This window comes from Pseudomonas sp. GW822-FHT07A10 (assembly GCF_058798795.1).
Genome location: NZ_JBXAKV010000010.1, coordinates 40,679 through 66,628, shown reverse-complemented (window position 1 = coordinate 66,628; position 25,950 = coordinate 40,679). Strand labels below are relative to the sequence as shown.

Sequence of the window (25,950 nt, the reverse complement as noted above, 5' to 3'; positions counted from 1 at the left end):
CCGCTCATCGCTTTAGGAATGCTGCATGTCCACCCCCACAGTTCGCGAACAATTCCTTGTCATCAGTGCCCTCGGCGCCAACCCCATGGAGCTGACTAACGTCCTGTGCCGCGCCAGCCATGAAAACCGCTGCGCCGTGGTCACCTCTCGCCTGACGCGTCATGGCGAATGCAGCGCGCTGATCCTCGAGATCTCCGGCAGCTGGGACGCCCTGGCGCGCCTCGAAGGCAGTCTGCCGGTGCTGGCCAAACGGCATGCTTTCACTGTCAACGTGGTGCGCAGCGCAGCCCTGGAGAACCGTCCCCAGGCCCTGCCGTACGTCGCCTACGTCAGCTCAGCCTACCGCCCGGACATTATCAACGAGCTGTGCCAGTTCTTCATGGACCACAACGTCGAGCTGGAGAACCTGACCTGCGACACCTATCAGGCTCCGCAGACCGGCGGCACCATGCTCAACGCCACATTCACCGTGACCCTGCCGGCCGGCACCCAGATCAGCTGGCTGCGTGACCAGTTCCTGGATTTCGCCGACGCCATGAACCTGGACGCACTGATTGAACCGTGGCGCCCACAAAACCCAATGTAAGGAAGCTTTCATGGCCGTAGCCATCGACCAACCGGTTGCCGACTTCGAAGCACCCGCCACCAGCGGGCAGACCGTCAGCCTCGCGGCCCTCAAAGGCAAGCAAGTGGTGATTTACTTCTACCCGAAGGACAGCACGCCGGGCTGCACCACCGAAGGCCAGGGTTTTCGCGACCAGTACGCGGCGTTCAAGGCGGCCAACACCGAGGTGTTCGGCCTATCTCGCGACAGCCTGAAGTCTCACGAAAACTTCAAGTGCAAGCAGGAGTTCCCCTTCGAGCTGATCAGCGACAAGGACGAAGCCATCTGTCAGCTGTTCGACGTGATCAAACTGAAAAAGCTCTACGGCAAGGAATATATGGGTGTTGATCGCAGCACGTTCCTGATCGACAAGAACGGCGTGCTACGTCAGGAATGGCGCGGCGTGAAGGTGCCGGGGCATGTGGATGCGGTTTTGGCGGCTGCTCAGGCGCTGAACAAGGCCTGATTTTTTGGGCGTCTATTCGGACGCCTTCGCGGGAAAGCCCGCTTCCACTGGGATGGTATGAACCCTGTGGGAACGGGGCTTGCCCGCGAAGAGACCCTCAAGTCGACGATCAAAGCAGCGGCGCCACCTCCGGCTCCTTGCGCGGCCAGGCATCCAGCACGGCTTTGAACAGCGTTGCCAGGGGAATCGCAAAGAATACGCCCCAGAAGCCCCACAACCCGCCAAACAGCAGCACCGCGCAGATGATCGCCACCGGGTGCAAGTTGACCGCTTCCGAGAACAGCAGCGGCACCAGCACGTTACCGTCCAGCGTCTGAATAATCCCGTAGACCGCCATCAAATAGATGAACTGATCGCTCCAGCCCCATTGGAACAGTGCAATCAGCAGCACCGGCACGGTCACCACCACCGCCCCGACATAGGGCACCACTACCGACACACCCACCAACAACGCCAGCAGCGCAGCATAGTTGAGCCCCAGCGCCACGAAAGCGATGTAGGTCACGCCCCCGCAAATGAAGATTTCGATGACCTTGCCGCGAATGTAATTGGCAATCTGCCGGTTCATTTCCTGAGCGACCCGGGTGATCAGCGCTCGCTCCCGCGGCAGGTAACCGCGCACCCACTGGCCGATCATTTCCCGGTCCTTGAGGAAGAAGAACACCAGGATCGGCACCAGCACCAGGTAGATCATGATGTTCACCAGCAGCGGCAAGCTCGACAACGAGAACGTCAGCGCCCACTGGCCGAATTTACCGATCTCGCCCCGCGCCACTTCGATTGCCTGTAGCACTTGCTCGTCCGACACCAGATGCGGATAACGCTCGGGCAGCAGCAATAGCAGTGATTGCCACTTGGCGAGCATGCCGGGCAATTCGTTGAACAGCGTGATCAACTGATGCCAGAGCAATGGCACCACGACGATGATGAATACCAGCAGCCCCCCCATGAACAACGCGAAGACCAGCCCCACCGCCGCGGCACCCGGCAGGCGCAGACGCTCAAGGATCACCACCAACCCCTGCATCAAATACGCCAGCACCATCCCGGCCAGCACTGGCGCAAGCATCCCACCCAGAGTGAGAACGGCGGTAAATGCCAGAAACAGCAGCACCGCCAGCACCACGGCCTCTTCATCCGAGAAATAACGCTGAATCCAGTCGCGTAACACTTTGAACATCAATAATCCTTAGGAACGAACGCAGCAGGTTTCAGGCTTTTTTCAACCAATAGCGGTAAACGCCCGCCTCATCTTCTTCACGAAGCAGCGTATGACCGGCCAATCGGGCAAAGGTGCGAAAATCGCGCTGAGAGCCCGCATCCGTGGCAATCACCTTGAGCACCGCTCCACTGGCCAGTCGGTTGAGTTCCATCTTGGCCTTGAGCAACGGCAGCGGACAATTCAGACCGCTGGCGTCCAGCTCGGCGTCGTGGGTTACAGCGTCAGTCATCGAATCACTCCTGGGCAGGGGTTAAGCCGCTTAGAATATCTGGTCCCAAGCGTAGTGTCCGGCTACAGTAAGGTCTTTGTCGACTAAGGCTTTGTGCATGACTTTTTTGCGCCCTACCCTGCTGACGCTCGCTTGCCTGCTCGCCTCACCGGGCTTCGCCGACGACTTGCCGTCACTCGGTGACGCCAGTTCTGCCATCGTCTCGCCGCAACAGGAATACCAACTGGGCCGTGCGTGGCTGGCGATGCTGCGCAGCCAGGTGTCGCAACTCAACGATCCGCAACTCAAGGATTATGTCGAGTCCAGCGTCTACCGGCTTGTGGAGACCAGCCAGGTCAATGACCGGCGCCTGGAGTTCATCCTGATCAACAGCCCACAGCTCAACGCTTTTGCCGCGCCGGGCGGGATCGTCGGCGTCAACGGCGGCTTGTTCCTCAATGCCCAGACCGAAGGCGAATATGCCTCGGTTCTGGCCCACGAACTGGCCCACTTGTCGCAGCGTCACTTCGCCCGTGGCGTCGAAGCCTCGCAACGCATGCAAGTGCCCATGATGGCGGCGCTGCTGGCCGGGATCGTGATCGCCGCTGCCGGTGCAGGCGATGCCGGGATCGCAACCATTGCCGGCACCCAGGCGGCGGCAATGCAGGAACAACGACGCTTCTCGCGCCAGAACGAACAGGAAGCCGACCGTATCGGCATCATGAATCTGGAGAAGGCCGGTTACGATCCGCGCTCGATGCCGACCATGTTCGAACGACTGATGCGCCAGTACCGCTACGATGCCAAGCCGCCGGAATTCCTGCTCACTCACCCGGTGACCGAATCGCGTATCGCCGACACCCGCAACCGCGCCGAACAGGCCAAGCCGGGCGGTATCGAAGACAGTATGCGTTATCAGCTGATTCGTGCACGTGTGCAGCTGATCTATGAAGAAACCCCAGGCTTGGGTGCCAAGCGCTTCCGCGCCCAACTCGATGAAAACCCGAAAAACGACGTCGCGCGCTATGGCCTGGCAATCGCCCAGATCAAGGGCGGCCAGCTGAATGAAGCTCGCGAGAACCTCAAGCAGCTGCTGGCCAAATCGCCGAACGAGATCATCTACAACCTGGCGCAGGTCGATCTGGACATCACCAATAATCGTCTGCCCGATGCTCAGTCACGGGTTGACCGGATGCTGACTCAGTATCCGGGCAACTACCCGCTGAATCAGGTGCGTGTTGACCTGCTGCTCAAGCAGAATCGAGCAGCCGATGCGGAAAAGGCGCTGGAGAACCTGCTCAAGACCCGTCCCGAAGATCCGGACGTCTGGTACCTGGTGGCCGAGACTCGTGGTCTGTCTGGCAACATCATCGGCCTGCATCAGGCTCGTGCAGAGTACTTCGCACTAGTCGGCGATTATCGCCAGGCGATCCAGCAACTGGACTTCGCCAAGCGCAAGGCGGGCAGCAACTTCCCGCTGTCATCGCGGATAGACGCACGGCAACGCGAGCTGATGGAACAGGAACGCATGATCAAGGACATGATGGGCTGACTGCTTCAGGGACAAAATTCAGATACAAAAAAAACCGCCTCTTTCGAGGCGGTTTTTTATTCAGCCGACAACCGGTTTATTCAGCCAGTTTGAAGGTGATGAAGCTGGCGCGCCCCTGGCGCAGAACCCGCATCGACACCGAGCGGTTCTTCGGCAACGCCTTGGCAATCTCGGTGAACTCCTTCGTGGAGCCGATCGCCTGGTTGTTCAGGTGAGTGATCACATCACCAGGCTGCAAGCCGATCAGAGCAGCAGGACCGTCCTGCACGTCCTTGATTACCACACCACCTTTAAGGTCGTAGGCTTTCTTCTGCTCATCGGTCAATTCGGCCACGGAAACACCCAGGCGATTGCTGCTGCGCTCTGCGCCAGATTTAGGCTGGGCGTCCAGCTCTTTGCCTTCTTCAGGGATAGCGCCGACGGTCAGCTCGACATTCTTGCGTTTGCCTTCGCGGATCACCTCAAGATTGGCTTTCGAGCCGGCCTTCAGCGCACCCACCAAGTGCGGCAGATCGGCGGACATGACGATCGGTTGACCGTTCATGCTCAGGATCACGTCGCCCACTTGCAGGCCCCCCTTGGCAGCCGGACCGTCATCCTGGATCTGAGCCACCAACGCACCGGCCGGTTTCTCAAGACCGAACGACTCGGCCAGATCCTTGCTCACTTCCTGGATCACCACACCCAACCAGCCACGGCTGACTTTACCGCCGCTTTTCAGCTGATTGGAAACGTCCATCGCCACATCGATAGGGATCGCGAACGACACGCCCATGAAGCCGCCAGAGCGGGTGTAGATCTGCGAGTTGATGCCGACCACTTCACCGGCCAGGTTGAACAGCGGACCACCGGAATTACCCGGGTTGATCGGCACGTCGGTCTGGATGAACGGAACATAGTTTTCGTTCGGCAGGCTGCGACCGATGGCACTGACGATGCCTTGGGTCACTGTGTGATCAAAGCCGAACGGCGAGCCGATGGCCACGACCCACTGACCGGCTTTCAGGTCCTGCGATTTGCCGAGCTTCAGAACCGGCAGGTTCTTGCCTTCGATTTTCAGCAAGGCGACGTCGGAACGCGGATCGGTACCGATCAACTTGGCTTTCAACTCACTGCGATCGGCGAGGCGCACGAGAATCTCATCGGCATCGGCGATCACATGGTTGTTTGTCAGGATGTAGCCGTCAGACGAAATGATGAAACCCGACCCCAGGGACTGCGCTTCGCGCTGGCGATCGCCACGAGGTGAGCGTGGCTGCTGTGGCATACCACGCTCAAAGAACTCACGCAGCATCGGCGGCAAGCCTTCAAGGTCAGGCATTTGCTCGCTGGACACTTTGCGTTCCGGCAACTTCTGGGTAGTACTGATATTCACCACCGCGGGCGAGGCCTGCTCGACCAGTTGCGTGAAGTCAGGCAAGTCGGCCGCTTGCGCAGTGACCGCCTGACCGAGCACCAGCACGGTGGCAAAAATGGAGAGATAAGACTTCAAGCGTGGTATCGACATACGGCTCCCGTTACGACGAGCATGGTTAAGCGATATGGAGCAAGGAACACCGGAAACGATACGCCGGTATCTTTGTTCCGGGAACAACAAACAAGGCCAGAGCCGAGGGGCTCTGACCTATAAAAAATTTTCGGGATATTTGCAAATGAAAATGCTCGGCAAAACATTTCGAAGCCTCAGCGACGGGGCAGCTATTGCCGACCTCCCGCACCCTACAGCCCCAATTGACGAGCATGGCTGATCAGCTCACTGCTTGTTGGTAGCCGCGGCATCGTTGCGCATGGACAGCGCAATCCGTTCGGCGGTGCCTATCGGTATTTCACCGACCACGGTCACCATTATTTCGCCTTGCGGAGTGGTCAAGCGACGGGACACAGCGACTGTTGGCCCCAGTTGGGTACGGGTGTCGGTGACTGTTGCCCCATTCAATGGCTCAAGGAACACCGAGAATCGGGCCAGACCGTCGTCGAACATCAAACTGTTGACCTGGACTTTGGTATCCGGATCCTTGTGAGAGGTACTGCTGGTCAGTTCGAAACCTGGCGGCAACCAGTCCGAATGCCAGACCTGCGCAGTCTTGACGGCGGACGCCTTGTCACTATCCAGGTTAATGGGCTTGCACTCGGAACCTGCCTGCAAATCGCTGTCGGAAGGCACCTCGGCAGTATCCAGCCGGGTGAACTGGAACCGTTCCAGCAGTTGCCCTTTGTCATTGAGCAACAATGACTTCAACGGCAAGCCTGTTTCCTTGTCCAGATGCAGCTCAAAACCATAGCGGTGCTGATCGCGAGGCGTCAACGAGACGATCACCGCCGAACGCCCGGCCACGCGCGACTTGCCGATGACGGCAAGGTCATACCAATTCTTTAGCTTTTGTGGATCGAGTGCACGAGCAGCGGAGTTGGGTGAGTCCCCCAGCCCTGCTATCAGGGTGCCGCTGACGCATTGAGTATGCCCATCAATGCGCACGACTTCCTGGGCCGAACCGTCGAGCTGAAGTAAACGCTCTTGGACTTTGCCATCCTGGACGCGATGCCAGATGTTATGGGTAGAAAAACTACCGTTACGCTCGTAGACGAAAGTACCGTGAAAGCTCTGCGTTTGCTCCGCCTGTCCCAGACGCTTCAGCCAGTCCTGGGCTTCATCGGCGTGGGCTGGAACAATAAACCAGCCACTGAGCAGAAGCGTAAGTAGAGGTATGGCGCGCATGATCCTCCTTAACGGTTTTCCAGGCTTGCTGCACGAGCGTAAGGCAGAGCGCTCTCAGTACCTTTCAGTGCAGCCTGTTGAGCATGTTGGCGCAAGTAACCTGGCAGACGCTGATCGTGCCAGCCTGGCTGACCTTGCAATACGCCGTTGGCCATAGGGCCAGTGGCATCCGAACTCTCATTGTAGCCTGCCAATACAGCGGGGCCCTTGACCTGAGGAGTGGTCAGACCTGGCTGATTAGAATGCTGAGCCAGTTCGACACCTGCGATCTCGTCCTGGTTGTACAGACGTACACCTGCCAGCACGGCAATGGTCACCGAAGCAGCGACTGCCAAACGACCCAGGCTGCGCCATGGACCGCGGGAGGCTTTTGCCGGTACGGCTTCGTCAGCCAGCGCAGCAGAGACTGCCGCAGCGATGTCCAGACGAGGAAGCAGCAGGTCCTTATGCATGACCGCCCGAGCGATCTGGTAACGAGCCCAGGTATCGCGGGTTTCAACATCGTCAAAGGCATTCAATACCCGACGCAATTCCAGTTCGTCCGCTTCGTTATCCATCACTGCGGACAGCGATTCCTGCAGGGCTTCACGACTCATGGCGTTCCTCTCTTGGCTGTCGCCGCTGTCTCAGTTTTCCTGCAACAACGGCTGCAGGGCTTTATCGATGGCCTCCCGGGCGCGGAAAATCCGGGAGCGCACGGTACCCACCGGACACTGCATGACGCTGGCAATGTCCTCGTAACTCAGACCATCGAATTCACGTAAAGTTAAAGCCGTACGCAAATCTTCTGGCAGTTGCTGAATGGTTCGATGGACGGTGCCTTCGATCTCATCCCGCAGCAATGCACGTTCTGGCGACTCGAGATCCTTGAGGCCATGATCGCCATCGTAGAACTCTGCATCCTCGGAACTGACATCGCTATCCGGCGGCCGACGGCCGCGTGAAACCAGATAGTTTTTCGCCGTGTTGATGGCGATACGGTAAAGCCACGTATAAAACGCGCTGTCTCCGCGAAAATTACCAAGTGCACGGTATGCCTTGATAAAGGCTTCCTGTGCGACATCCTGGGCTTCATGGGTGTCGTGCACGAAACGCACGATCAACCCGAGAATTTTGTGCTGGTATTTCAGCACTAGCAGATCGAAAGCTCGCTTGTCGCCGCGTTGAACGCGCTCGACCAGCTGCTGATCCTCTTCCTGGGTTAGCATGAACACTCCTCGATAAGCTCGAAGGAGGCTTGCATTACTGAACGACCAGACTTGCAAACATAGACTCGGGCTTTTCGCAAAAGTTCTCCCCCTTCAAGCAAGTTTCCTGCGGGCTCTGATTTGGCACGCACGAAAAACGCAGCGCGGGAAACCCAGGCTGCGCGAATAATCTTGTCATCGGATTCGTCAGCAAGGACCTAACCGCAAGTCCCGCACCGAAACCGACACTGTTCCTTGTTTCAGGCAACCTTCTATTGATCTTGAGCCTTTGGCAAAAGTTCCATATTTATAGCCGCCTGACACCGACATTGTGCAACCGTGAAGCGAAAAAGACTGTTAAATCCACGATACAGTCGCCTTGTCGCCAAAGCATGCAAAAAAACTTCCGACGAAGCGTCCAGTCTTTTCCGTCACAGTAGTTTCACAATGCCATGTGGGCTCGACTATTGTGCCGCTCCCCCCCTCTATATACTAGAGGGCTGTGCGGTTGTCTGACCTCGCCTGTCCAGATGTCCAGCGCCACCCCGAACCGGGTCGCTTTGAGCGGAATCCTGAAATGAGCCAACAGTTTCAACACGATGTTCTGGTAATTGGCAGCGGTGCTGCCGGCTTGAGCCTTGCACTGACCTTGCCCGGTCATTTGCGCATCGCGGTATTGAGCAAAGGCGACCTCGCCAATGGCTCGACCTTCTGGGCCCAGGGAGGTGTCGCCGCCGTCCTGGATGACACCGATACTGTCGAGTCCCACGTCGACGATACCCTCAACGCCGGGGGTGGCCTGTGCCATGAAGACGCCGTGCGCTTTACCGTCGAGCACAGCAGAGAAGCGATTCAATGGCTGATCGACCAAGGCGTACCCTTTACCCGTGACGAACAATCCGGCACCGAAGACGGCGGTTTCGAGTTTCACCTGACCCGCGAAGGCGGTCACAGCCATCGACGCATCATCCACGCCGCCGATGCGACGGGTGCGGCGATCTTCAGAACCCTGCTCGATCAGGCCATACAGCGGCCCAACATCGAGCTGCTGGAACAGCGGGTCGCGATCGATCTGATCACCGAAAAGCGCCTGGGCCTTGAAGGCGACCGCTGCCTCGGCGCCTACGTCCTCAACCGCAGCACGGGTGAAGTCGACACTTACGGTGCGCGCTTCGTGATCCTTGCGTCGGGCGGCGCGGCGAAGGTCTACCTCTATACCAGCAACCCTGATGGCGCCTGCGGTGATGGCATCGCCATGGCCTGGCGTTCAGGCTGCCGGGTGGCGAACCTGGAGTTCAACCAGTTCCACCCGACCTGCCTTTATCACCCGCAAGCCAAGAGTTTCCTGATCACCGAAGCCCTGCGCGGCGAAGGCGGACACTTGAAGCTGCCCAACGGCGAACGCTTCATGCAGCGCTTCGATCCACGGGCCGAACTGGCACCACGGGACATCGTCGCCCGCGCCATCGACCATGAGATGAAGCGCCTGGGTATCGACTGCGTTTACCTGGATATCAGCCACAAGCCTGAAGACTTCATCAAGACGCACTTCCCGACGGTCTATGAGCGCTGCCTGGAATTCTCCATCGACATCACCAAACAACCGATTCCGGTGGTGCCGGCGGCGCACTACACCTGCGGCGGCGTGATGGTCGATCAGCGGGGCCGCACCGACGTGCCGGGCCTGTATGCGATTGGTGAAACCAGCTTCACCGGCCTGCATGGCGCCAACCGCATGGCCAGCAACTCGCTGCTGGAGTGTTTCGTTTATGCCCGTTCGGCGGCGGCGGACATTCTTGAGCAGTTGCCAGAGGTGTCGATTCCGACCGCCCTGCCCGTCTGGGATGCCAGCCAGGTCACCGACTCTGACGAAGACGTGATCATCGCGCACAACTGGGACGAACTGCGGCGATTCATGTGGGACTATGTGGGCATCGTGCGCACCAACAAACGCCTGCAACGAGCCCAGCACCGAGTGCAGTTGTTGCTGGACGAAATCGACGAGTTCTACAGCAACTATAAAGTGAGCCGAGACCTGATCGAGCTGAGGAACCTGGCTCAGGTAGCAGACCTGATGATCCGGTCGGCCATGGAACGCAAGGAAAGTCGCGGCCTGCATTACACCCTCGACTACCCGAACCTGCTGCCGGTCGCCCTGGACACTATTCTGGTGCCGCCCACCTACGCCGACTGAACTTGAGCCGAACCCGCAGGCGTCGGTGCACATCCGCCGCCTGCGAATCCCGCGGCACGCATATCGCCCTGACGCCTCGCTCGCCCCGCAGGCGAAAGCGCAGCACCACAACCAACGGCAGCGCCAGGCTGTCCGGCCGTAGCTGTACGGGTTGCCAACCTTGCGCCTCACTCCACAACTGCCAACCATCGGCATCGCGACGCAAGCCGCGAAAGGCCTGTGGGTGTGTCAGCAGAATCTGTCGCGGCAATACCCACATGCTGTGAGCCACGCACAACGCTACGCCGAGCAGATTGGCCCAGAGTGGTATCGAGAGAAGAAACAGCGAGCTGAATGCGAACAGCTGGGCGAGAAGATAGGCCACCAGCAATTGCCGTGAGGCATGCCAGCGGCATTCGAACGCATTACTTGGGCTGGACACGATCCAGGATCATGCGAACCATGCGCTGCAGCTCCGGATCTTCCGATTCGGCGCGTTCCATGAACCAGCCGAACATGTCCTGATCCTCGCACTCCAGCAGGCGGACATACAGCGCGCGATCTACCTCGTTCAGATTCGCGTAAACCTCTTTCACGAACGGCACCAGAAGCACGTCAAGTTCCAGCATGCCGCGACGGCTGTGCCAAAAGAGGCGGTTCAGTTCAACGTTATCGACCATGGAGCGCTCCTCAAATAGGCCGCAAGTATACAGCCCCGAGGCGAGTCGAACAGTCGGCTTTGGTCGGCACTGACGATCCTTTGTGAACTACCCATTTCAAGGGCGCCCCCTTATGATGTCCCTCAGACTCTTTACCCTGCGATGACCCATGGCCGATTCTGCTTTTTTCTGCACCCTGTCTCACGAAGGCGTTCTCGCGGTACGCGGCTCGGATGCCAGCAAATTCCTGCAAGGCCAATTGACTTGCAACCTCAATTACCTGAGCGACACCCAGGCAAGCCTTGGCGCGCGTTGCACGCAGAAAGGCCGGATGCAGTCGAGTTTCCGCATTCTGCTGGAAGGCGACGGTGTGCTCATGGCGATGGCCAGCGAGCTGCTGGAGCCGCAATTGGCGGACCTGAAAAAGTACGCGGTGTTCTCCAAATCGAAACTGACCGACGAAAGTACCGGCTGGGTTCGTTTTGGCCTTGAGCATGGCGATGCGGCACTGGCCAGCCTGGGCCTGGCGCTACCGGCAGGCACCGACAGCGTCGTGCGTAATGACGGCCTGATCGCCCTTCGCGTCTCGCCTGAGCGCGCTGAACTCTGGGTGAACGCCGATCAAGCCGACACCATCAAGGGCAAGCTGTCCGTCCTGCTGGCCGAAGGCGAACTGAATCAATGGCTGCTGGGCCAGATCCGCGCTGGGATCGGCCAGGTCATGCCAAGCACCCGCGAGCTATTCATCCCGCAGATGCTCAATCTGCAAGCCGTCGGCGGCGTGAGCTTCAAGAAGGGTTGCTACACTGGCCAGGAAATCGTTGCGCGCATGCAATACCTGGGCAAACTCAAGCGTCGTCTGTATCGCTTGCAACTGGAAGGTAGCGAACTGCCTGAACCCGGCACGCCACTGTTCTCCCCGACTCACGGCAGTTCGATTGGTGAAGTGGTGATCGCTGCTCGCACCGAGCAGAACATTGAACTCCTGGCCGTGCTGCAAGCCGAAGCTGCAGAAGATGGCAACCTGCACCTTGGCGCACTCGAAGGCCCGGGCCTGCACTTGCTCGACCTGCCTTACCAACTGGATCGTGATCGCGAAATCCAGCGTTAACAGCAGCACTTGTCGCAATACCCTAGAGAAAAGAAATGAGTGAGCTGGCGGATAAGGTCCAACAGGATTTGGTTGAGGCCATCGATAATGATGACCTGGTTCTGCCAACATTACCGGAAGTGGCCCTGCAGATTCGCAAGGCCGCCGAAGACCCGGAAATCAGTGTCAGCACCCTGAGCAAAGTGATCGGCCGCGATACCGCGCTGTCGGCGCGTCTGATCAAAGTGGTCAATAGCCCGTTGCTGCGCGCAACCCAGGAAGTGACTGACTTGCACACGGCCATCACCCGGCTGGGCGTCAATTACAGCAGCAACCTGGCCATCGGCCTGGTGATGGAACAGATTTTCAATGCCCGTTCCGAAGTGGTGGAACAGAAAATGCGCGAGGTCTGGCGCAAAAGCCTGGAAATCGCCGGCGTCAGCTATGCGTTGTGCCGCAGCTACACACAACTCAAGCCTGATCAAGCGGCGCTCGGCGGGCTGGTGCATCAGATTGGCGTGCTGCCGATCCTGACCTACGCCGAAGATCACTATGAATTGCTGTCAGACCCGGTCAGCCTCAACCATGTGATCGAACGCATCCATCCGCTGCTCGGCGATAAATTGCTCAGGGTCTGGGATTTTCCGGAAATGCTGGTGCAATTGCCGGGGCTGTATCTGGATTTCAAGCGGCAATCGGCGCGGGTCGACTATGTCGATCTGGTGCAAGTGGCCAGCCTGTATTGCCACAAGGACACCGATCATCCCCTGGCCCGTATCGACCCGTTCAGTGTGCCGGCCTTCAAGAAGCTGGGAATCGATCCGGAGAACGAGGCGATGTACAAGGATCTGGAAGAGTCGCGGTCGATGTTTTACTGATTTCTGTAGCGAGGGGGCTTGCCCCCATTGGACTGCGCAGCAGTCCCTTCTTGGGGCCGCTTCGCAGCCCAAAGGGAGCAAGCTCCCTCGCCACAACGAGCCTCTTTCCACAGGTGTGAGTGTGTTCACTCCCCCGCAATAAAACTTACCCGCACTTTCAGCCCCGCCAATTCGCCATCGTGCAGGCTGATCTGCGCCAGATGGGCGCGGCAGATCTCGCCGACAATCGCCAGCCCCAATCCCGACCCAGCCACCTGCTGATTGCGCCGGTAAAAACGCTCGAACACCCGCTCCCGTTCCTCAAGGGGAATTCCCGGACCATCGTCCTCGACCTCCAGCACCGCCGGCGCCGTGACCCGCAGAATCACATTGCCGCCCGGTGGCGTGTGGGCCAGTGCGTTGTCCACCAGATTGCTCAACAGCTCGTTCAGCAGCGTCGGCTCACCACGCATCCACACCGGCTCGTCAGCTTCCAACGCCAGTGCCACGCCACGTGCATGAGCCAGCGGCGCCATGGCCATGCCCAGTTCACGGGCCAACTGACTGAGGTCGAGCAATTGCGCACCGCCCTCGGCGATGGCCCGGGCGCCATTCTCGACCCGTGCCAGCGAGAGCAATTGATTGGCCAGATGGGTCAGGCGATCCGTACCCTGGGCGGCCGTTTCCAGGGTGCTGCGCCAGATTTCGGGTTCGCTCGAGCGTAAGCCCAGTTCGAGACGTGCCTTGAGCGCCGCCAGCGGCGTGCGCAGTTCATGGGCGGCATCGGCGATGAATTGCGCCTGGCGCTCGAACTGCCCGCGCAAACGCTCGGTAAAGTGATTGAGCGCGCGCACCAGCGGCCCCAGCTCGTGCTGCACTTCCACCAGAGGCAAGGGCCGCAAGTCATCGGGTTGACGCTCTTCCACCGCGGTACGCAAGCGCTCCAGTGGACGCAGCGCCGCACTGACCGCAAACCACACCAGCAACAACGCACCGATCGCCAGCATGCCCAGCCGCAACAAGGTGTCGGCCATCAGGCTGCGCGCCATGCGGACCCGCGCCTCATCGGTTTCCGCCACGCGGATTTCCGCCATGCCGTTCATGTTCGGTTCGCTGACCGCTTTGAGCAGGCTGACCACCCGCACGTTCTGCCCTTGATAAGTGGCATTGTAGAAACGCGCCAGCGCCGGATAGTCATCGGTGCGCGGCGTTCCCGGCGGCGGTGCCGGCAGGTTTTCGTAGCCCGAAATCAGCTTCTGATTAATGTCGTTGACCAGGTAAAAAATCCGCCCGGCGCTGTCGTAGGCGAACGTATCGAGGGCCACGTAAGGCACGTTGGCGCTGAGGCTGCCGTCGCGCTGGGACAGGCCGGCGGCGATGGTCCGCGCCGAGGCCAGCAAGGTCCGGTCATACGCGGTGTCGGCGGCTTCGCGACCGTTCCAGTACGCACTCAAACCACTGGCGATCATCAACACCACCAGCAGCAGCGCGAGGTTCCACAGCAACCGCCAACGCAGGCTGCTGAGCTTATGCATCGCGGCTTTCCAGCAAATAACCAAGGCCACGGAAGGTCACGATGGCCACCGGTTGGCCGTCGAGTTTTTTGCGCAAGCGGTGGACGTAGATCTCGATGGCATCGGGACTGGCCTCCTCGTCCAGGCCGAAGACCTGAGCCGCCAATTGCTCCTTGCTCATCACCCGGCCGGGACGGGCGATCAGGGCTTCGAGCACTGCCTGCTCGCGGGAGGTCAGGGTCAGCAATTCTTCGCCGAGGGTGAAGCGCCGGGTGTCCAGGTCATAGGCCAGCACGCCACAGCGCTGCTGGCGTTCACCGCCGAGCACACTGCGGCGCAGCAAGGCTTTGACCCGGGCCTCGAGTTCGGTCAGTTCGAAAGGTTTGGCCAGGTAATCGTCAGCCCCCAGGTTCAGGCCATGGACCCGATCCTTGACGTCGCTGCGGGCGGTCAGCATCAGCACCGGCAGGTTCTTGCCCCGGGCCCGCAAGCGCGCCAGCACTTCGAAACCATCCATGCGCGGCAGGCCGACATCGAGGATCGCCATGGCGTATTCCTCGCTGCTCAAGGCCAGGTCGGCCGCCACACCGTCGTGCAGCACATCCACGGTCAGCCCGGTGCTCTTGAGCGCCTGGGCGACACTTTCGGCAAGCTGCAGATGGTCTTCGACGAGCAGAACACGCATGGATCTTTACCTCATTCAGGGATGGTCGACGCCATTCTTTGGCGCGGAGTTTACAGCCGCATCCGTCGCTGTGAAGCCCGAAAACCGTGAAAGTCAGCTGAAAGGTTAGCGAAAGGTAAGCCGGTTAGAGTCCAGCCACGGACAGTTTCGACTGCCGTCGCTACCGCACATAGCGTACGAAAAACGCCTCGAAGCGTTTTCGCCAAATAAGAACAATAAACGGAGTATGTCACCATGCTGTCCATGCAGCTTCAGGCTCGCCCGCCTGTTCGTTTTTCCCGCCTCAGCCAGACCGCACTTGTCAGCGCCGCCGCCCTCGCCGGCTTTTCGCCGTTGAGCCAGGCTGCCTTCTTCGAAGACAGTAAGGCAACCTTCGAAACCCGCAACATGTATTTCAACCGCGACTTTCGCGACGGCACCAGCGCCCAGCAATCCAAGCGGGACGAATGGGCCCAGGGGTTCATGCTCAATCTGCAATCGGGTTACACCGACGGCACCGTGGGGTTCGGTGTCGATGCACTGGGCATGCTGGGGGTAAAACTCGATTCGAGTCCGGACCGCACCGGTACCGGCCTGCTACCAACCCATGACGACGGGCGCGCGGCGGACGAGTATTCCAAGCTCGGCCTGACCGGCAAAGTGAAGATCTCCGCCACGGAACTGAAAATCGGCAGCCTGATTCCGGAACTGCCGATTCTCAAGCCCAACGACGGCCGCATTCTGCCGCAGACCTTTGAAGGCGGGATGCTGACCTCCAAAGAGATCAAGAACCTGACCTTCACCGGCGGCCGCCTGGAGAAAGCCAAGGACCGCGACAGCACCGACTTCGAAGACATTGCCCTCAACAACAAGAACAGCCGCTTCGCCGGCACCGTGGCCGGTAAGCATTTTGACTTTGGCGGCGTGGACTACAAATTCACCGACAAGATCACCGGCAGCTACCACTTCGCTCAACTCGATGAAGTCTACAACCAGCACTTCCTCGGTGTTGTCGCTTCGCAACCGTTCGGCCCCGGTACTTTCGGTACCGATCTGCGATTTGCCATCAGCGACGACGAAGGCGCGGCCCGCGGCGGCAAAATCGACAACAAATCCCTGAACGGGCTGGTGAGCTACGCCTTGAACGGGCATAAACTCAGCGCCGGCTATCAGCACATGTCCGGCGACAGTGCCTTCCCCTACGTCGATGGCAGCGATCCGTACCTGGTCAACTTCGTGCAGATCAACGACTTTGCCGGCGCCGAAGAACACTCCTGGCAGGCACGTTACGATTATGACTTCGCCAAACTCGGTATTCCCGGCCTGAGCTTCATGAGTCGTTACGTGAGCGGTGACAACATCAAGCTCAAGAACGGCGACGAAGGCAAAGAGTGGGAACGCAACACCGAGATCAAATACGTCGTACAAAGCGGCGCCCTCAAGGACGTTGCCGTACGCCTGCGTAATGCCACCTACCGTTCCAACTACTCCGCTCGCGATGCCGATGAAGTGCGTCTGCTGGTGAGCTATAGCGTTGCCCTTTGGTAATTCAGTACGTCCATAACAAAAACTCTTAAGGAGACTTGAATGAACCTATCACTGCGTAAAGTTGCTCTGGCCACCGGCATCATGCTGTTCGCCGGCCAATTGCTGGCCGAACCCAAACGCCCGGAATGCATCGCCCCGGCCTCGCCGGGCGGCGGTTTCGACCTCACCTGCAAACTGGCGCAAAGCGCGCTGGTCAACGAAAAACTGCTGACCAAACCGATGCGCGTGACCTACATGCCCGGCGGTGTCGGCGCGGTGGCGTACAACGCTGTGGTCGCTCAGCGCCCGGCCGATGCCGGTACGCTGGTGGCCTGGTCCAGCGGTTCGCTGCTGAACCTGGCGCAAGGCAAATTCGGGCGTTTCGATGAAAGCGCCGTGCGCTGGTTGGCGGCCGTTGGCACCAGTTATGGCGCCATCGCGGTGAAAAGCGATTCGCCTTACAAGACCTTGGACGATCTGGTCAAAGCCCTGAAGAAAGATCCGAGCTCGGTAGTGATCGGTTCCGGCGGTACCGTCGGCAGCCAGGACTGGATGCAAACCGCCCTGATCGCCAAGGCGGCCGGGATCAACCCGCGCGACCTGCGTTACGTCGCCCTCGAAGGCGGCGGTGAAATCGCCACCGCCCTGCTCGGCGGCCACATCCAGGTTGGCAGCACCGACATCTCCGACTCCATGCCACACATCCTGAGCGGTGACATGCGTCTGCTGGCGGTGTTCTCCGAGAAGCGTCTGGACGAGCCGGAAATGAAAGACATTCCGACCGCTAAAGAGCAAGGCTACAACATCGTCTGGCCGGTGGTTCGCGGCTTCTACCTCGGGCCAAAAGTCAGCGACGAAGACTACGCCTGGTGGAAAAACGCCTTCGACAAACTGCTGGCCTCCGAGGACTTCGCCAAGCTGCGCGATCAGCGTGAACTGTTCCCGTTCGCCATGACCGGCCCGGAGCTCGACACCTACGTGAAGAAGCAGGTCGCGGACTACAAAGTGCTGGCCAAAGAGTTCGGCCTGATCCAGTGATCGCCTCTGTCTAGCGGCTGCGGCCCCGGTTCTCGGGGTCGTGGCCCAGGAGTTCCCCATGCTCATACAACGCATTTTTGCTTCGGTGCTGTTGCTGGCCTGTGTCGGCCTGGCGCTGATGGCGTGGCCGTATCAAGCGGCTTTTTCCTACGAACCAGTCGGGCCTCGCGCCTTCCCCCTGCTGATGCTCGGCCTGATGGGCCTGGCCTTGCTGTACATGGTATTTCGGCCGGCGCCGATCGTGCACAGCGATGACGACCCGAAACTGGACCGCGAAACCCTGATCAAGATCGGCATCTGCGTGGCGCTGTTGCTGGTGTTCGCCGGGGCCTTCGAACCTCTTGGCTTCATCGTCGCCAGCATTCTGATCGGGGTCCCGATGGCACGCCTGTATGGCGGCCGCTGGCTGCCCAGCGCGGTGATCATCAGCCTGATGGCCATCGGTCTTTATCTGCTGTTCGACAAGTTGATGGACGTGCCACTGCCGTTGGGCGTGCTCGACGTTCTGGAGAACTGATATGGATACTCTTGGCTATTTGGGTCAGGGCTTCGGCGTTGCGCTGAGCCCGTACAACCTGGTGACCGCATTGTGCGGCACCCTGATCGGCACCGTCGTCGGCCTGCTGCCGGGGCTGGGTCCGATCAACGGCGTGGCGTTGCTGATTCCGATCGCGTTCGCCCTCGGCCTGCCACCGGAGTCGGCGTTGATCCTGCTGGCGGCGGTGTACCTGGGTTGCGAATACGGCGGCCGGATCAGCTCCATCCTGCTGAACATTCCGGGCGAAGCCTCCACCGTCATGACCACCCTCGACGGTTACCCGATGGCCCGCAAGGGTCTGGCCGGTGTAGCGCTGTCGCTGTCGGCGTGGAGTTCGTTCATCGGTGCCTTCATCGCGACTTGCGGCATGGTGCTGTTCGCCCCGTTGCTGGCGAAATGGGCGATTGCCTTCGGACCGGCGGAGTATTTCGTACTGATGGTGTTTGCGATTGTCTGTCTCGGCGGCATGGCCGGCGACCGACCGCTGAAGACCTTCATTGCAGCGTTGATCGGTCTTTTTCTGTCGAGCGTCGGCATCGATGCCAACAGCGGCGTATACCGTTTCACCGGGGATAACATTCATCTGACCGACGGCATTCAGTTCGTCGTGCTGGTATTGGGCCTGTTCTCCATCAGCGAAATCCTCTTGCTGCTGGAAAAAACCCACCGTGGCCAGGAAGCGGTGAAAGCCACCGGGCGCATGATGTTCAACTTCAAGGAAGCTTCGGCGGTGTTCGTGGTGAACGTCCGTTGCGGTTTGCTGGGCTTCATCATGGGCGTATTGCCGGGTGCCGGCGCTACGCTGGCCAGCGCTGTGGCCTACATGACCGAGAAACGTATCGCCGGTGCCAAGGGCACTTTCGGACAAGGCGACATGCGTGGCCTCGCGGCTCCGGAAACCGCCATCGGCGGCGCAGCCTGTGGTGCTTTGGTGCCGATGCTGACCCTCGGTGTTCCGGGCTCGGGTACCACGGCGGTGATGATCGGCGCACTGTCGCTGTACAACATCACCCCGGGCCCGCTGTTGTTCCAGCAGCAACCGGACATTGTCTGGGGCCTGATCGCCTCGTTGTTCGTCGCCAACGTGATGCTGGTGATCCTCAACATCCCGATGATCCGCATCTTTACCCGCATCCTCGCCGTGCCGAACTGGGCACTGGTGCCGGTGATCGCGATCATCACCGGGATCGGCGTCTATGCCGTACACGCCACCACCTTCGACCTGTTCCTGATGATCGGCATCGGCATCTTCGGCTACATCCTGCGCAAGCTGGACTTCCCGTTGTCGCCGGTACTGCTGGGCTTCATCCTCGGTGGTCTGATGGAACAGAACCTGCGTCGCGCGCTGTCTATTTCCAACGGTGCACTGGAAATCCTCTGGTCGAGCCCGATCACGTTCGGTTGCTGGGTGCTGACTGCAATCATGTTGCTGATGCCGCTGCTGCGCATCTGGCGCAAACGTTCGGTCGCCCGGCGCGCTATCGCCGATGTCTGATCGAACACCCTTCAAAGCCTGGTGGGGTACACCGCTGGTCGGTCTGCTGGGCGGTTACCTCGCCAGCCAGATCGGCTGGCCTCTACCGTGGATGGTCGGCTCGTTACTGGCGATCATCCTCGTGCGCTGCCTGACACCCTGGCAATTGGCGGAAATCCCTGGCGGGCGCAAGTGCGGCCAGTGGGTTGTCGGCATCGGCATCGGCCTGCACTTCACCCCGGTGGTGATGGAGCAGGTGCTGAGCCACTTTGGTTTGATCTTCTTCGGTGCGTTGGTCACCAGCCTGTCCGCGGTGGTCGGGGTCTGGTTGATGCGGCGTACCGGTGAAGATCGCGCCACGGCGTTCTTTTCCAGCATGCCCGGCGGCTCCGGGGAGATGGTCAACCTCGGCGCCCGCAACGGCGCGGTGCTCAGTCGCGTCGCGGCGGGGCAAAGCTTGCGGGTGCTGGTGGTGGTGTTGTGTGTGCCGGCGGCGTTCAAGTATCTGTTGGGCGACGGTGCGCCGGCCTTGCATGCTGCAACCGTCAACTGGTGGTGGCTGGCCCTTCTGTTCCCGGCGGGCGCCCTGGCCGCCTGGATTTGGGAGCGCCTGCGGCAACCCAACCCCTGGCTGTTCGGGCCGTTGCTGGTAAGTGCGACAGTGAGCATTGGTTGGGACCTGCACATCGGCCTGCCCAACGGCGGCAGTCAGATCGGCCAGTGGCTGATCGGCAGCGGGTTGGGCTGCCACTTCAATCGACAGTTCTTCCGACGGGCGCCGTCCTTCATGGGCCGGACCCTGATCGGCACGGTCTTGACCATGTTGATCGCCACACTGGCGGCGCTGGGTTTGAGTGTATTGACCCATCTGGATCTGCGTTCGCTGACGCTGGGCATGATGCCCGGCGGGATCGCCGAGATGAGTTTGACGGCTGAGACCCTGCAATTGTCGGTGCCGCTGGTGACGGCGATGCAGGTGATGCGGCTGTTATTCGTGTTGTTTTTGGCGGAGCCGTTGTTCAGGTATTGGAACCGGGAGCCGGATTCTCCCTGATATGAGTCCTGTGGCGAGGGGGCCTGTCGGAACGCCGCATCGCCCCGTTCGGCTGCGAAGCAGTCGTAAAATCTGAGGACTTCGGTGTGGTTGGTTTTGGGGCCGCTGCGCGACCCAACGGGGGCAAGCCCCCTCGCCACAATCTTCACACCGGCGGCAACCGCCACTCGATCGGCGTCTCGCCATTCTGTTCCAGAAACTTGTTCGCCCGACTGAAATGCCCGCACCCGAGGAAGCCGCGATAAGCCGACAGCGGCGACGGGTGAACCGACGTCAATACCAAATGCTTGGTGGCGTCGATGAGTTTCTGCTTGCTCTGGGCATGCGCGCCCCACAGCAGGAACACCAGATGCGGCTGGTGCTCACTGACCACTTCGATAATCCGGTCGGTAAAGTGCTGCCACCCCTTGCCCGCGTGGGCGTTGGCATTCGCCCGCTCCACGGTCATGGTGGTATTGAGCATCAACACGCCCTGCTCCGCCCAACTCTGCAGGTAGCCATGGTTGGGGATGTCGATGTTCAGGTCGCGTTTCAACTCTTTATAGATGTTCACCAGCGACGGCGGCGCCGGTACACCCGGTTGCACCGAGAAGCACAGCCCATGGGCCTGACCCGGGCCGTGGTAGGGATCCTGCCCGAGGATGACCACCTTGACCTTGTCCAGCGGCGTGGAATTGAGCGCATTGAAAATCAACGGTCCCGGCGGATAGATCTCCTTGCCCGCCGCGCGCTCCTGTTGCAGGAATGTGCGCAACTCTGCCATGTAAGGCTGGTCGAATTCGGCACGGAGGGCCTCCTTCCAGCTCGGTTCGAGTTTGATACGGTCATCAGCAGTCATGGTTACATCCGGCAAAAACAATGGGGCGAACCCTAGGAAAGCCCATCACGCTTGTCAATTGATCTGACGCAGATCCGGCATTTTCCTATAGAGCGATCATACTGAACGCTCAAATTCCCGATCGAGGTCATGATGAATCTGCACTTCGAAGAACTCACCGGCACCGACGGCGCACGCATCGGCATCGCCAGCCTGGATGCCGAAAAGTCCCTCAACGCCCTCTCCTTGCCGATGATCAACGCCTTGCGCGATCAACTGGACGCCTGGGCCAAGGAACCACAGATCGTTTGTGTACTGCTGCGCGGCAATGGCGACAAGGCCTTTTGCGCCGGCGGTGAAGTGCGCAGTCTGGTGGAAGCGTGTCGCGCCCATCCCGGGGAAGTACCGCCGCTGGCTGCGCACTTCTTCGCGGCAGAATATCGCCTCGACTTCAAGTTGCACACCTACCCGAAACCGTTGATCTGCTGGGGTCATGGTTACGTGTTGGGTGGCGGCATGGGGCTGCTGCAAGGGGCGGGCATTCGGGTTGTCACGCCGAGCAGCCGATTGGCGATGCCGGAGATCAGTATCGGTTTGTACCCGGACGTCGGCGCCAGCTGGTTTCTGTCGCGGTTGCCCGGCAAGCTCGGGTTGTTTCTCGGCCTGACCGGCGCCCGGATGAACGGTCGCGATGCAATCGATCTGGACCTCGCGGATCGCTTTTTGCTCGATCAACAACAGCAAGACCTGATCGAAGGTTTGCTGCAATTGAACTGGCAGGAACAGACCGCCATGCAACTCAACAGCCTGCTCAAGGCCTTGCAACAAGAAGCGCTCGTAAAAATGCCCGAAGCGCAGTGGCTGCCGCGACGCCAGCAGATCGACGAGTTGCTGGATGTCAGCGACGTTCGTTGTGCCTGGAAGGCCATCAGTGCGCTACGCGTTCATAAAGACCCGCTGCTCAGTCGTGCGGCCTGCACCATGATTGAAGGCTCGCCCCTGACCGCTCATCTGGTGTGGGAACAGATCGCCCGCGCCCGGCACCTGTCGCTAGCTCAAGTCTTTCAGATGGAATACACCATGAGCCTCAATTGCTGCCGTCATCCGGAATTCAGCGAGGGCGTGCGTGCGCGGTTGATCGACAAAGACCAGAAACCTCACTGGCACTGGCCGGATATCTACACGGTGCCGGAGGCGGCGGTGGAAGCGCATTTTCACAAGGTTTGGGAAGGTCGGCACCCTCTGGCCGATCTGTCGGAATACTGAAATCCGGGCACAAAAAAAGCGGCGCTTCATGCGCCGCTTTTTATTGAGGAATTAGCGACGGCCGCCTCGGCCATCGTTATCGCCATGATCGCCTCTTTCGCCACGGTGATCCCGCCCACTGTGGCCACGAGAATCATCGTTCCAGTTACCGCGACTATGGCCGCCCCAACCGTCGCGACGACCATCCCAACCACCGCGGTCATGACGGTCCCATCCGCGATTCTGATTACCGCGGTAGTCGTAATAGCGCGGCGCCGGTTGATAAACCCGCGGCTGGTAGTAATAACGCGGCGATGGCTGGTAATACCGTGCTGGCGGTGAGTAATACCTGCGCGGAGCTGTGTAGTAACCACCATCGGAGTAGTAAGACCCGCCACCGGAGTAATACGGCGCTGGGGACGTGTAGACATCCGAGCGGTAGTAGCTGTCGCCATCGGAATAGGGCACGCACGCACCAAGAAGCAATCCCGATAGAACGATCAGCAGAATTTGGTGGAGCTGTTTTCGACAGAGCATGGCGGCCTCCTGGACCGCGAGTGAGCCACACCAGCGACGCTGGCAGGCGACAGTCAATTGTTCGGCGACTGTCGAAAGATCAGACAGTGAAATCGGGATCTGGTGCGTTTCTGTAACACGCCGAAACAAGTAGCCGATGAAAGGTTTTTCATCCTGCCCAAAAGAAAACGGCGCCTGCGTAAGCCGGAGGCGCCGTTGTATTCATGAGTTGATTAATGGTGCCCGCGACCGTATCCACCGCGGTAATAACGGGGTCCGTGTCCACCGTAGTAATAATAGCGATAGCCACCGTAAACACGCGGGCCGTAATAGCCGCCGTAATAGTAAGGCGAGTAATAGCCGGGGTAGTAATAAGGTGCCGGATAAGCATCGGCAGGACCTACGTAGTAGTAACACCCGGACAGACCCAAACCAAAAAACACACTGAGTAGTATTTGGCGGAGCTTTTTCTGACAGAACATGGAGGCCTCCTGAAAGACCTGCAACGGCAGTCGAGTCACACCTGTTTTGACTTTAAAACAGGCTCCGAGTGCCTGATCGCATCGACCTTCAGATCAGCGGCTAGCCGTCCTTCTACGGTGCATGCCCATGCGCAGCGCACCATGACAAGGCAAAGCGCCCTCCCCTGTTTGTCTCGCCCTCCCTTCCATGCCCCCAGCCAGAGCGCTCAAGTCAACTTGGCACGGCTCTCGCTTAACCAAAGACGTGCAGGAGTCATCACAGGTTCGCGGCACCACAATTTGCAATGGCTGACTAGGGTTCCGGCTCGCAATCGCGAGTGACTGGTCCGAGAGTTGGCGACCTCCAGTTGAGGTTACACGGCGGGACAAAAGCCCGGGAGACAAGCCACCGTTCGCGGTGCCGCTGCCTTCCTGTCCGCCCTTGATCAACTGGAGAACCATCCCATGTCCCGACTTCGTTTACCCACCCTGCTCGCCGCTGCTTTTGCAGCCCTCGTGAGTGTCTCGTCCCAGGCCGCGCAGAAAGACCATTTCAGCGTCTGCTGGACTATCTACGCCGGCTGGATGCCCTGGGAATATGCCGGCAGCCAGGGCATCGTCGACAAATGGGCGAAAAAGTACGGCATCAAGATTGATGTGGTGCAGCTCAACGACTACGTCGAATCCATCAACCAATACACCGCCGGCCAGTTCGACGGCTGCACCATGACCAACATGGACGCGCTGACCATTCCGGCGGCCGGTGGCGTCGACAGCACGGCGCTGATCGTCAGCGACTTCTCCAACGGCAACGACGGCATTGTGCTTAAAGGTGAAGGCAAGAAAGTCGCTGACCTCAAAGGCATGGACGTCAATCTGGTGGAGCTGTCCGTGTCCCACTATCTATTGGCCCGTGCTCTGGATTCGGTAGACCTCACCGAGAAGGACCTGAAAGTGGTCAACACCTCCGACGCCGACATCTCCGCCGCGTTCAACACTGAACAGGTCAACGCCGTCACCACCTGGAACCCGATGCTCTCGGACATCAAGGCCAAGCCTGCGGTGACCGAAGTGTTCAATTCCAGCCAGATCCCCGGCGAAATCATGGACATGATGGTGGTCAACAGCGCCACCCTCAAAGACAACCCGGCTCTGGGCAAAGCCCTGACCGGTGCCTGGTTCGAAGTGGTCGCGTTGATGAACGCGAAAAACGCCACCAGCCAGGCCGCCCTCGAACATATGGCCAAAGCTTCGGGTACCGACCTGGCCGGTTTCCAGGCGCAACTCGACACCACCAAACTGTTCGCCACGCCCAAAGAAGCCCTGGCGTTCTCCACCAGCAAGCAACTGCCCGACACCATGCGCAAGGTCGCCGAGTTCTCGTTCCAGCACGGCTTGCTGGGTGAAGGCGCCAAAGACACCAGCGCCATCGGCATGGCCTTCGCCAATGGCGTGACCAGCGGCGATAAAGGCAACCTCAAGCTGCGCTTCGATCCGACTTACGTGCAGATGGCCGCCGACGCCAAGCTGTAAGACAGGAGGAGCTGGCCATGCGCCTGATCAATCGCCACCCGGATCGCCCGAGTCGCCTGCTGTTGGTGATCCTGCCGTTCGCCCTGGTGCTGTTCGCCTACTTCATGGGCTCGGCCGAACGGCTGATGGACAACCCCAACGACAAACTGCTGCCCAGTGCCGTGCAGATGACCGACGCGGTGAAACGCCTGGCCTTCACCGCCGACACCCGCACCGGTGAATACCTGCTCTGGCAAGACACCGCCTCCAGTCTGCGGCGGTTGGCCATCGGCCTCGGCATCAGTGCGCTGGCCGGGCTGTGCCTGGGCATCGCCGCCGGTACGCTGCCGCTGTTTGGTGCGCCGTTGTCGCCCGTGCTGACGGTGCTGTCGATGGTGCCGCCGTTGGCGATCCTGCCAATTCTGTTCATCGTGTTCGGGTTGGGGGAGTTGTCGAAAGTGATGCTGATCGTGATCGGCATCACCCCATGCCTGGCCCGTGACCTGGAACAGCGCGCCCGGGAAATTCCTGTGGAATTGCTGATCAAGGCGCAGACCCTCGGTGCTTCCACCTGGACTCTGATGCTGCGTGTGGTGCTGCCGCAATTGCTGCCGCGCCTGCTGATCTCGTTGCGACTGATGCTCGGCTCGGCGTGGTTGTTTTTGATCGCCGCCGAAGCCATCGCCTCCACGGACGGTTTGGGTTACCGGATCTTCCTGGTGCGCCGCTACCTGGCGATGGACGTGATTTTGCCCTACGTGGTGTGGATCACCCTGCTCGCCTGGCTGATGGACTGGGGCCTCAAGCGCCTGACCCAACGGGCCTTTCCCTGGCACCAAGGTGCCTCCAAATGAGT

At 59.8% G+C, this 25,950-nt stretch carries 27 protein-coding genes and 1 riboswitch; of the genes, 14 read left to right on the top strand and 13 right to left on the bottom strand.

What is annotated here, in order from left to right:
- Positions 1–25: 25 nt before the first annotated feature.
- Together AC1RL4_RS17860 and AC1RL4_RS17855 are read left to right on the top strand one after the other, a co-directional pair.
- Positions 26–586: a glycine cleavage system transcriptional repressor gene (locus tag AC1RL4_RS17860; protein WP_007898662.1), complete on the top strand. Its 561-nt coding sequence runs from the start codon at positions 26–28 to the stop codon at positions 584–586.
- A gap of 10 nt (positions 587–596) precedes the next feature.
- Positions 597–1,070, top strand: a complete 474-nt coding sequence (locus AC1RL4_RS17855) for a peroxiredoxin (RefSeq protein ID WP_230175536.1) — start codon at positions 597–599, stop codon at positions 1,068–1,070.
- A 109-nt stretch (positions 1,071–1,179) separates the two neighbouring features.
- On the opposite strand, the gene AC1RL4_RS17850 is transcribed toward AC1RL4_RS17855, so the two are convergent.
- A complete protein-coding gene (locus tag AC1RL4_RS17850) occupies positions 1,180–2,250 on the bottom strand; it encodes an AI-2E family transporter (RefSeq protein ID WP_007941446.1) in 1,071 nt (356 codons plus the stop codon).
- Between the two features lie 31 nt (positions 2,251–2,281).
- Positions 2,282–2,521 (bottom strand): sulfurtransferase TusA family protein, encoded by a 240-nt coding sequence (locus AC1RL4_RS17845; RefSeq protein WP_007941445.1) that lies wholly within the window; start codon positions 2,519–2,521, stop codon positions 2,282–2,284.
- A gap of 97 nt (positions 2,522–2,618) precedes the next feature.
- Between AC1RL4_RS17845 and AC1RL4_RS17840 the strand changes: the two genes are divergently transcribed.
- Positions 2,619–4,052 carry a M48 family metalloprotease gene (locus tag AC1RL4_RS17840; protein WP_019580839.1) on the top strand — a complete coding sequence of 478 codons (1,434 nt, stop codon included), beginning with the start codon at positions 2,619–2,621 and terminating at the stop codon, positions 4,050–4,052.
- A 76-nt stretch (positions 4,053–4,128) separates the two neighbouring features.
- On the opposite strand, the gene AC1RL4_RS17835 is transcribed toward AC1RL4_RS17840, so the two are convergent.
- The 4 genes from AC1RL4_RS17835 to rpoE all read right to left on the bottom strand — a co-directional run bounded on the left by AC1RL4_RS17835 (position 4,129) and on the right by rpoE (position 7,976).
- Complete coding sequence (locus tag AC1RL4_RS17835) at positions 4,129–5,559, bottom strand: DegQ family serine endoprotease (RefSeq protein ID WP_019580840.1); 1,431 nt, start codon at positions 5,557–5,559, stop codon at positions 4,129–4,131.
- 246 nt (positions 5,560–5,805) lie between these two features.
- Positions 5,806–6,768 carry a MucB/RseB C-terminal domain-containing protein gene (locus AC1RL4_RS17830; protein WP_019580841.1) on the bottom strand — a complete coding sequence of 321 codons (963 nt, stop codon included), beginning with the start codon at positions 6,766–6,768 and terminating at the stop codon, positions 5,806–5,808.
- 8 nt (positions 6,769–6,776) lie between these two features.
- Complete coding sequence (locus tag AC1RL4_RS17825) at positions 6,777–7,364, bottom strand: sigma-E factor negative regulatory protein (RefSeq protein ID WP_019580842.1); 588 nt, start codon at positions 7,362–7,364, stop codon at positions 6,777–6,779.
- A gap of 30 nt (positions 7,365–7,394) precedes the next feature.
- Positions 7,395–7,976 (bottom strand): RNA polymerase sigma factor RpoE/AlgU, encoded by a 582-nt coding sequence (gene rpoE, locus AC1RL4_RS17820; RefSeq protein WP_003172477.1) that lies wholly within the window; start codon positions 7,974–7,976, stop codon positions 7,395–7,397.
- Positions 7,977–8,532: 556 nt separating this feature from the next.
- On the opposite strand from rpoE, the gene nadB reads away from it, so the two are divergent.
- The gene (gene nadB, locus AC1RL4_RS17815; protein WP_019580843.1) at positions 8,533–10,149 is read left to right on the top strand and encodes an L-aspartate oxidase; all 1,617 of its coding nucleotides are present in this window, start codon (positions 8,533–8,535) and stop codon (positions 10,147–10,149) included.
- Here the strand turns inward: nadB and AC1RL4_RS17810 are convergent.
- Together AC1RL4_RS17810 and AC1RL4_RS17805 are read right to left on the bottom strand one after the other, a co-directional pair.
- Positions 10,118–10,570 (bottom strand): protein YgfX, encoded by a 453-nt coding sequence (locus AC1RL4_RS17810; RefSeq protein ID WP_230175535.1) that lies wholly within the window; start codon positions 10,568–10,570, stop codon positions 10,118–10,120. The two genes, nadB and AC1RL4_RS17810, sit on opposite strands and share 32 nt — an antisense overlap.
- The gene (locus tag AC1RL4_RS17805; RefSeq protein WP_007941436.1) at positions 10,554–10,808 is read right to left on the bottom strand and encodes an FAD assembly factor SdhE; all 255 of its coding nucleotides are present in this window, start codon (positions 10,806–10,808) and stop codon (positions 10,554–10,556) included. Before AC1RL4_RS17805 ends, AC1RL4_RS17810 begins: the two co-directional genes overlap by 17 nt.
- A 148-nt stretch (positions 10,809–10,956) precedes the next feature.
- On the opposite strand from AC1RL4_RS17805, the gene ygfZ reads away from it, so the two are divergent.
- Both ygfZ and AC1RL4_RS17795 read left to right on the top strand, forming a co-directional pair.
- Complete coding sequence (gene ygfZ / locus AC1RL4_RS17800) at positions 10,957–11,898, top strand: CAF17-like 4Fe-4S cluster assembly/insertion protein YgfZ (protein WP_230175534.1); 942 nt, start codon at positions 10,957–10,959, stop codon at positions 11,896–11,898.
- A 35-nt stretch (positions 11,899–11,933) separates the two neighbouring features.
- On the top strand, positions 11,934–12,755 hold the full coding sequence (locus AC1RL4_RS17795) for an HDOD domain-containing protein (protein ID WP_019580846.1): 822 nt from the start codon (positions 11,934–11,936) through the stop codon (positions 12,753–12,755).
- Positions 12,756–12,880: 125 nt separating this feature from the next.
- Here AC1RL4_RS17795 and AC1RL4_RS17790 read toward each other — a convergent pair whose 3' ends face one another.
- Both AC1RL4_RS17790 and AC1RL4_RS17785 read right to left on the bottom strand, forming a co-directional pair.
- Positions 12,881–14,269 (bottom strand): sensor histidine kinase, encoded by a 1,389-nt coding sequence (locus tag AC1RL4_RS17790; RefSeq protein ID WP_096479658.1) that lies wholly within the window; start codon positions 14,267–14,269, stop codon positions 12,881–12,883.
- A complete protein-coding gene (locus tag AC1RL4_RS17785) occupies positions 14,262–14,933 on the bottom strand; it encodes a response regulator (protein ID WP_007941432.1) in 672 nt (223 codons plus the stop codon). Before AC1RL4_RS17785 ends, AC1RL4_RS17790 begins: the two co-directional genes overlap by 8 nt.
- Positions 14,934–15,167: 234 nt before the next feature.
- Between AC1RL4_RS17785 and AC1RL4_RS17780 the strand changes: the two genes are divergently transcribed.
- Genes AC1RL4_RS17780 through AC1RL4_RS17760 form a run of 5 tightly spaced genes read left to right on the top strand, consistent with a single transcriptional unit; the run spans position 15,168 to position 20,543 of the window.
- Positions 15,168–16,460 (top strand): OprD family porin, encoded by a 1,293-nt coding sequence (locus AC1RL4_RS17780; protein WP_028939336.1) that lies wholly within the window; start codon positions 15,168–15,170, stop codon positions 16,458–16,460.
- Between the two features lie 39 nt (positions 16,461–16,499).
- Entirely contained in the window at positions 16,500–17,477 is a 978-nt protein-coding gene (locus tag AC1RL4_RS17775; protein WP_018926791.1) for a Bug family tripartite tricarboxylate transporter substrate binding protein, read from the top strand.
- Between the two features lie 58 nt (positions 17,478–17,535).
- Entirely contained in the window at positions 17,536–17,994 is a 459-nt protein-coding gene (locus AC1RL4_RS17770) for a tripartite tricarboxylate transporter TctB family protein (RefSeq protein ID WP_018926792.1), read from the top strand.
- A gap of 1 nt (position 17,995) precedes the next feature.
- Positions 17,996–19,510: a tripartite tricarboxylate transporter permease gene (locus tag AC1RL4_RS17765; protein WP_019580849.1), complete on the top strand. Its 1,515-nt coding sequence runs from the start codon at positions 17,996–17,998 to the stop codon at positions 19,508–19,510.
- The gene (locus tag AC1RL4_RS17760; protein ID WP_028939335.1) at positions 19,503–20,543 is read left to right on the top strand and encodes an AbrB family transcriptional regulator; all 1,041 of its coding nucleotides are present in this window, start codon (positions 19,503–19,505) and stop codon (positions 20,541–20,543) included. Before AC1RL4_RS17765 ends, AC1RL4_RS17760 begins: the two co-directional genes overlap by 8 nt.
- Before the next feature lie 145 nt (positions 20,544–20,688).
- Here the strand turns inward: AC1RL4_RS17760 and ung are convergent, their stop codons facing one another.
- A complete protein-coding gene (ung, locus tag AC1RL4_RS17755; RefSeq protein WP_019580851.1) occupies positions 20,689–21,381 on the bottom strand; it encodes a uracil-DNA glycosylase in 693 nt (230 codons plus the stop codon).
- Between the two features lie 132 nt (positions 21,382–21,513).
- Here ung and dspII point away from each other — a divergent pair, with 132 nt between their 5' ends.
- Positions 21,514–22,626: an enoyl-CoA hydratase/isomerase DspII gene (dspII, locus tag AC1RL4_RS17750; RefSeq protein ID WP_230175533.1), complete on the top strand. Its 1,113-nt coding sequence runs from the start codon at positions 21,514–21,516 to the stop codon at positions 22,624–22,626.
- A gap of 51 nt (positions 22,627–22,677) precedes the next feature.
- On the opposite strand, the gene AC1RL4_RS17745 is transcribed toward dspII, so the two are convergent.
- Both AC1RL4_RS17745 and AC1RL4_RS17740 read right to left on the bottom strand, forming a co-directional pair.
- Positions 22,678–23,142 carry a hypothetical protein gene (locus AC1RL4_RS17745; RefSeq protein WP_230175532.1) on the bottom strand — a complete coding sequence of 155 codons (465 nt, stop codon included), beginning with the start codon at positions 23,140–23,142 and terminating at the stop codon, positions 22,678–22,680.
- 212 nt (positions 23,143–23,354) lie between these two features.
- Positions 23,355–23,603, bottom strand: a complete 249-nt coding sequence (locus tag AC1RL4_RS17740) for a hypothetical protein (protein WP_033051512.1) — start codon at positions 23,601–23,603, stop codon at positions 23,355–23,357.
- Between the two features lie 281 nt (positions 23,604–23,884).
- A riboswitch (guanidine-I (ykkC/yxkD leader) is annotated at positions 23,885–23,985 on the top strand.
- A 62-nt stretch (positions 23,986–24,047) separates the two neighbouring features.
- Here AC1RL4_RS17740 and AC1RL4_RS17735 point away from each other — a divergent pair.
- Both AC1RL4_RS17735 and AC1RL4_RS17730 read left to right on the top strand, forming a co-directional pair.
- A complete protein-coding gene (locus tag AC1RL4_RS17735; RefSeq protein ID WP_028939332.1) occupies positions 24,048–25,115 on the top strand; it encodes a putative urea ABC transporter substrate-binding protein in 1,068 nt (355 codons plus the stop codon).
- 17 nt (positions 25,116–25,132) lie between these two features.
- On the top strand, positions 25,133–25,948 hold the full coding sequence (locus tag AC1RL4_RS17730; protein ID WP_019580859.1) for an ABC transporter permease: 816 nt from the start codon (positions 25,133–25,135) through the stop codon (positions 25,946–25,948).
- Positions 25,949–25,950: the final 2 nt, after the last annotated feature.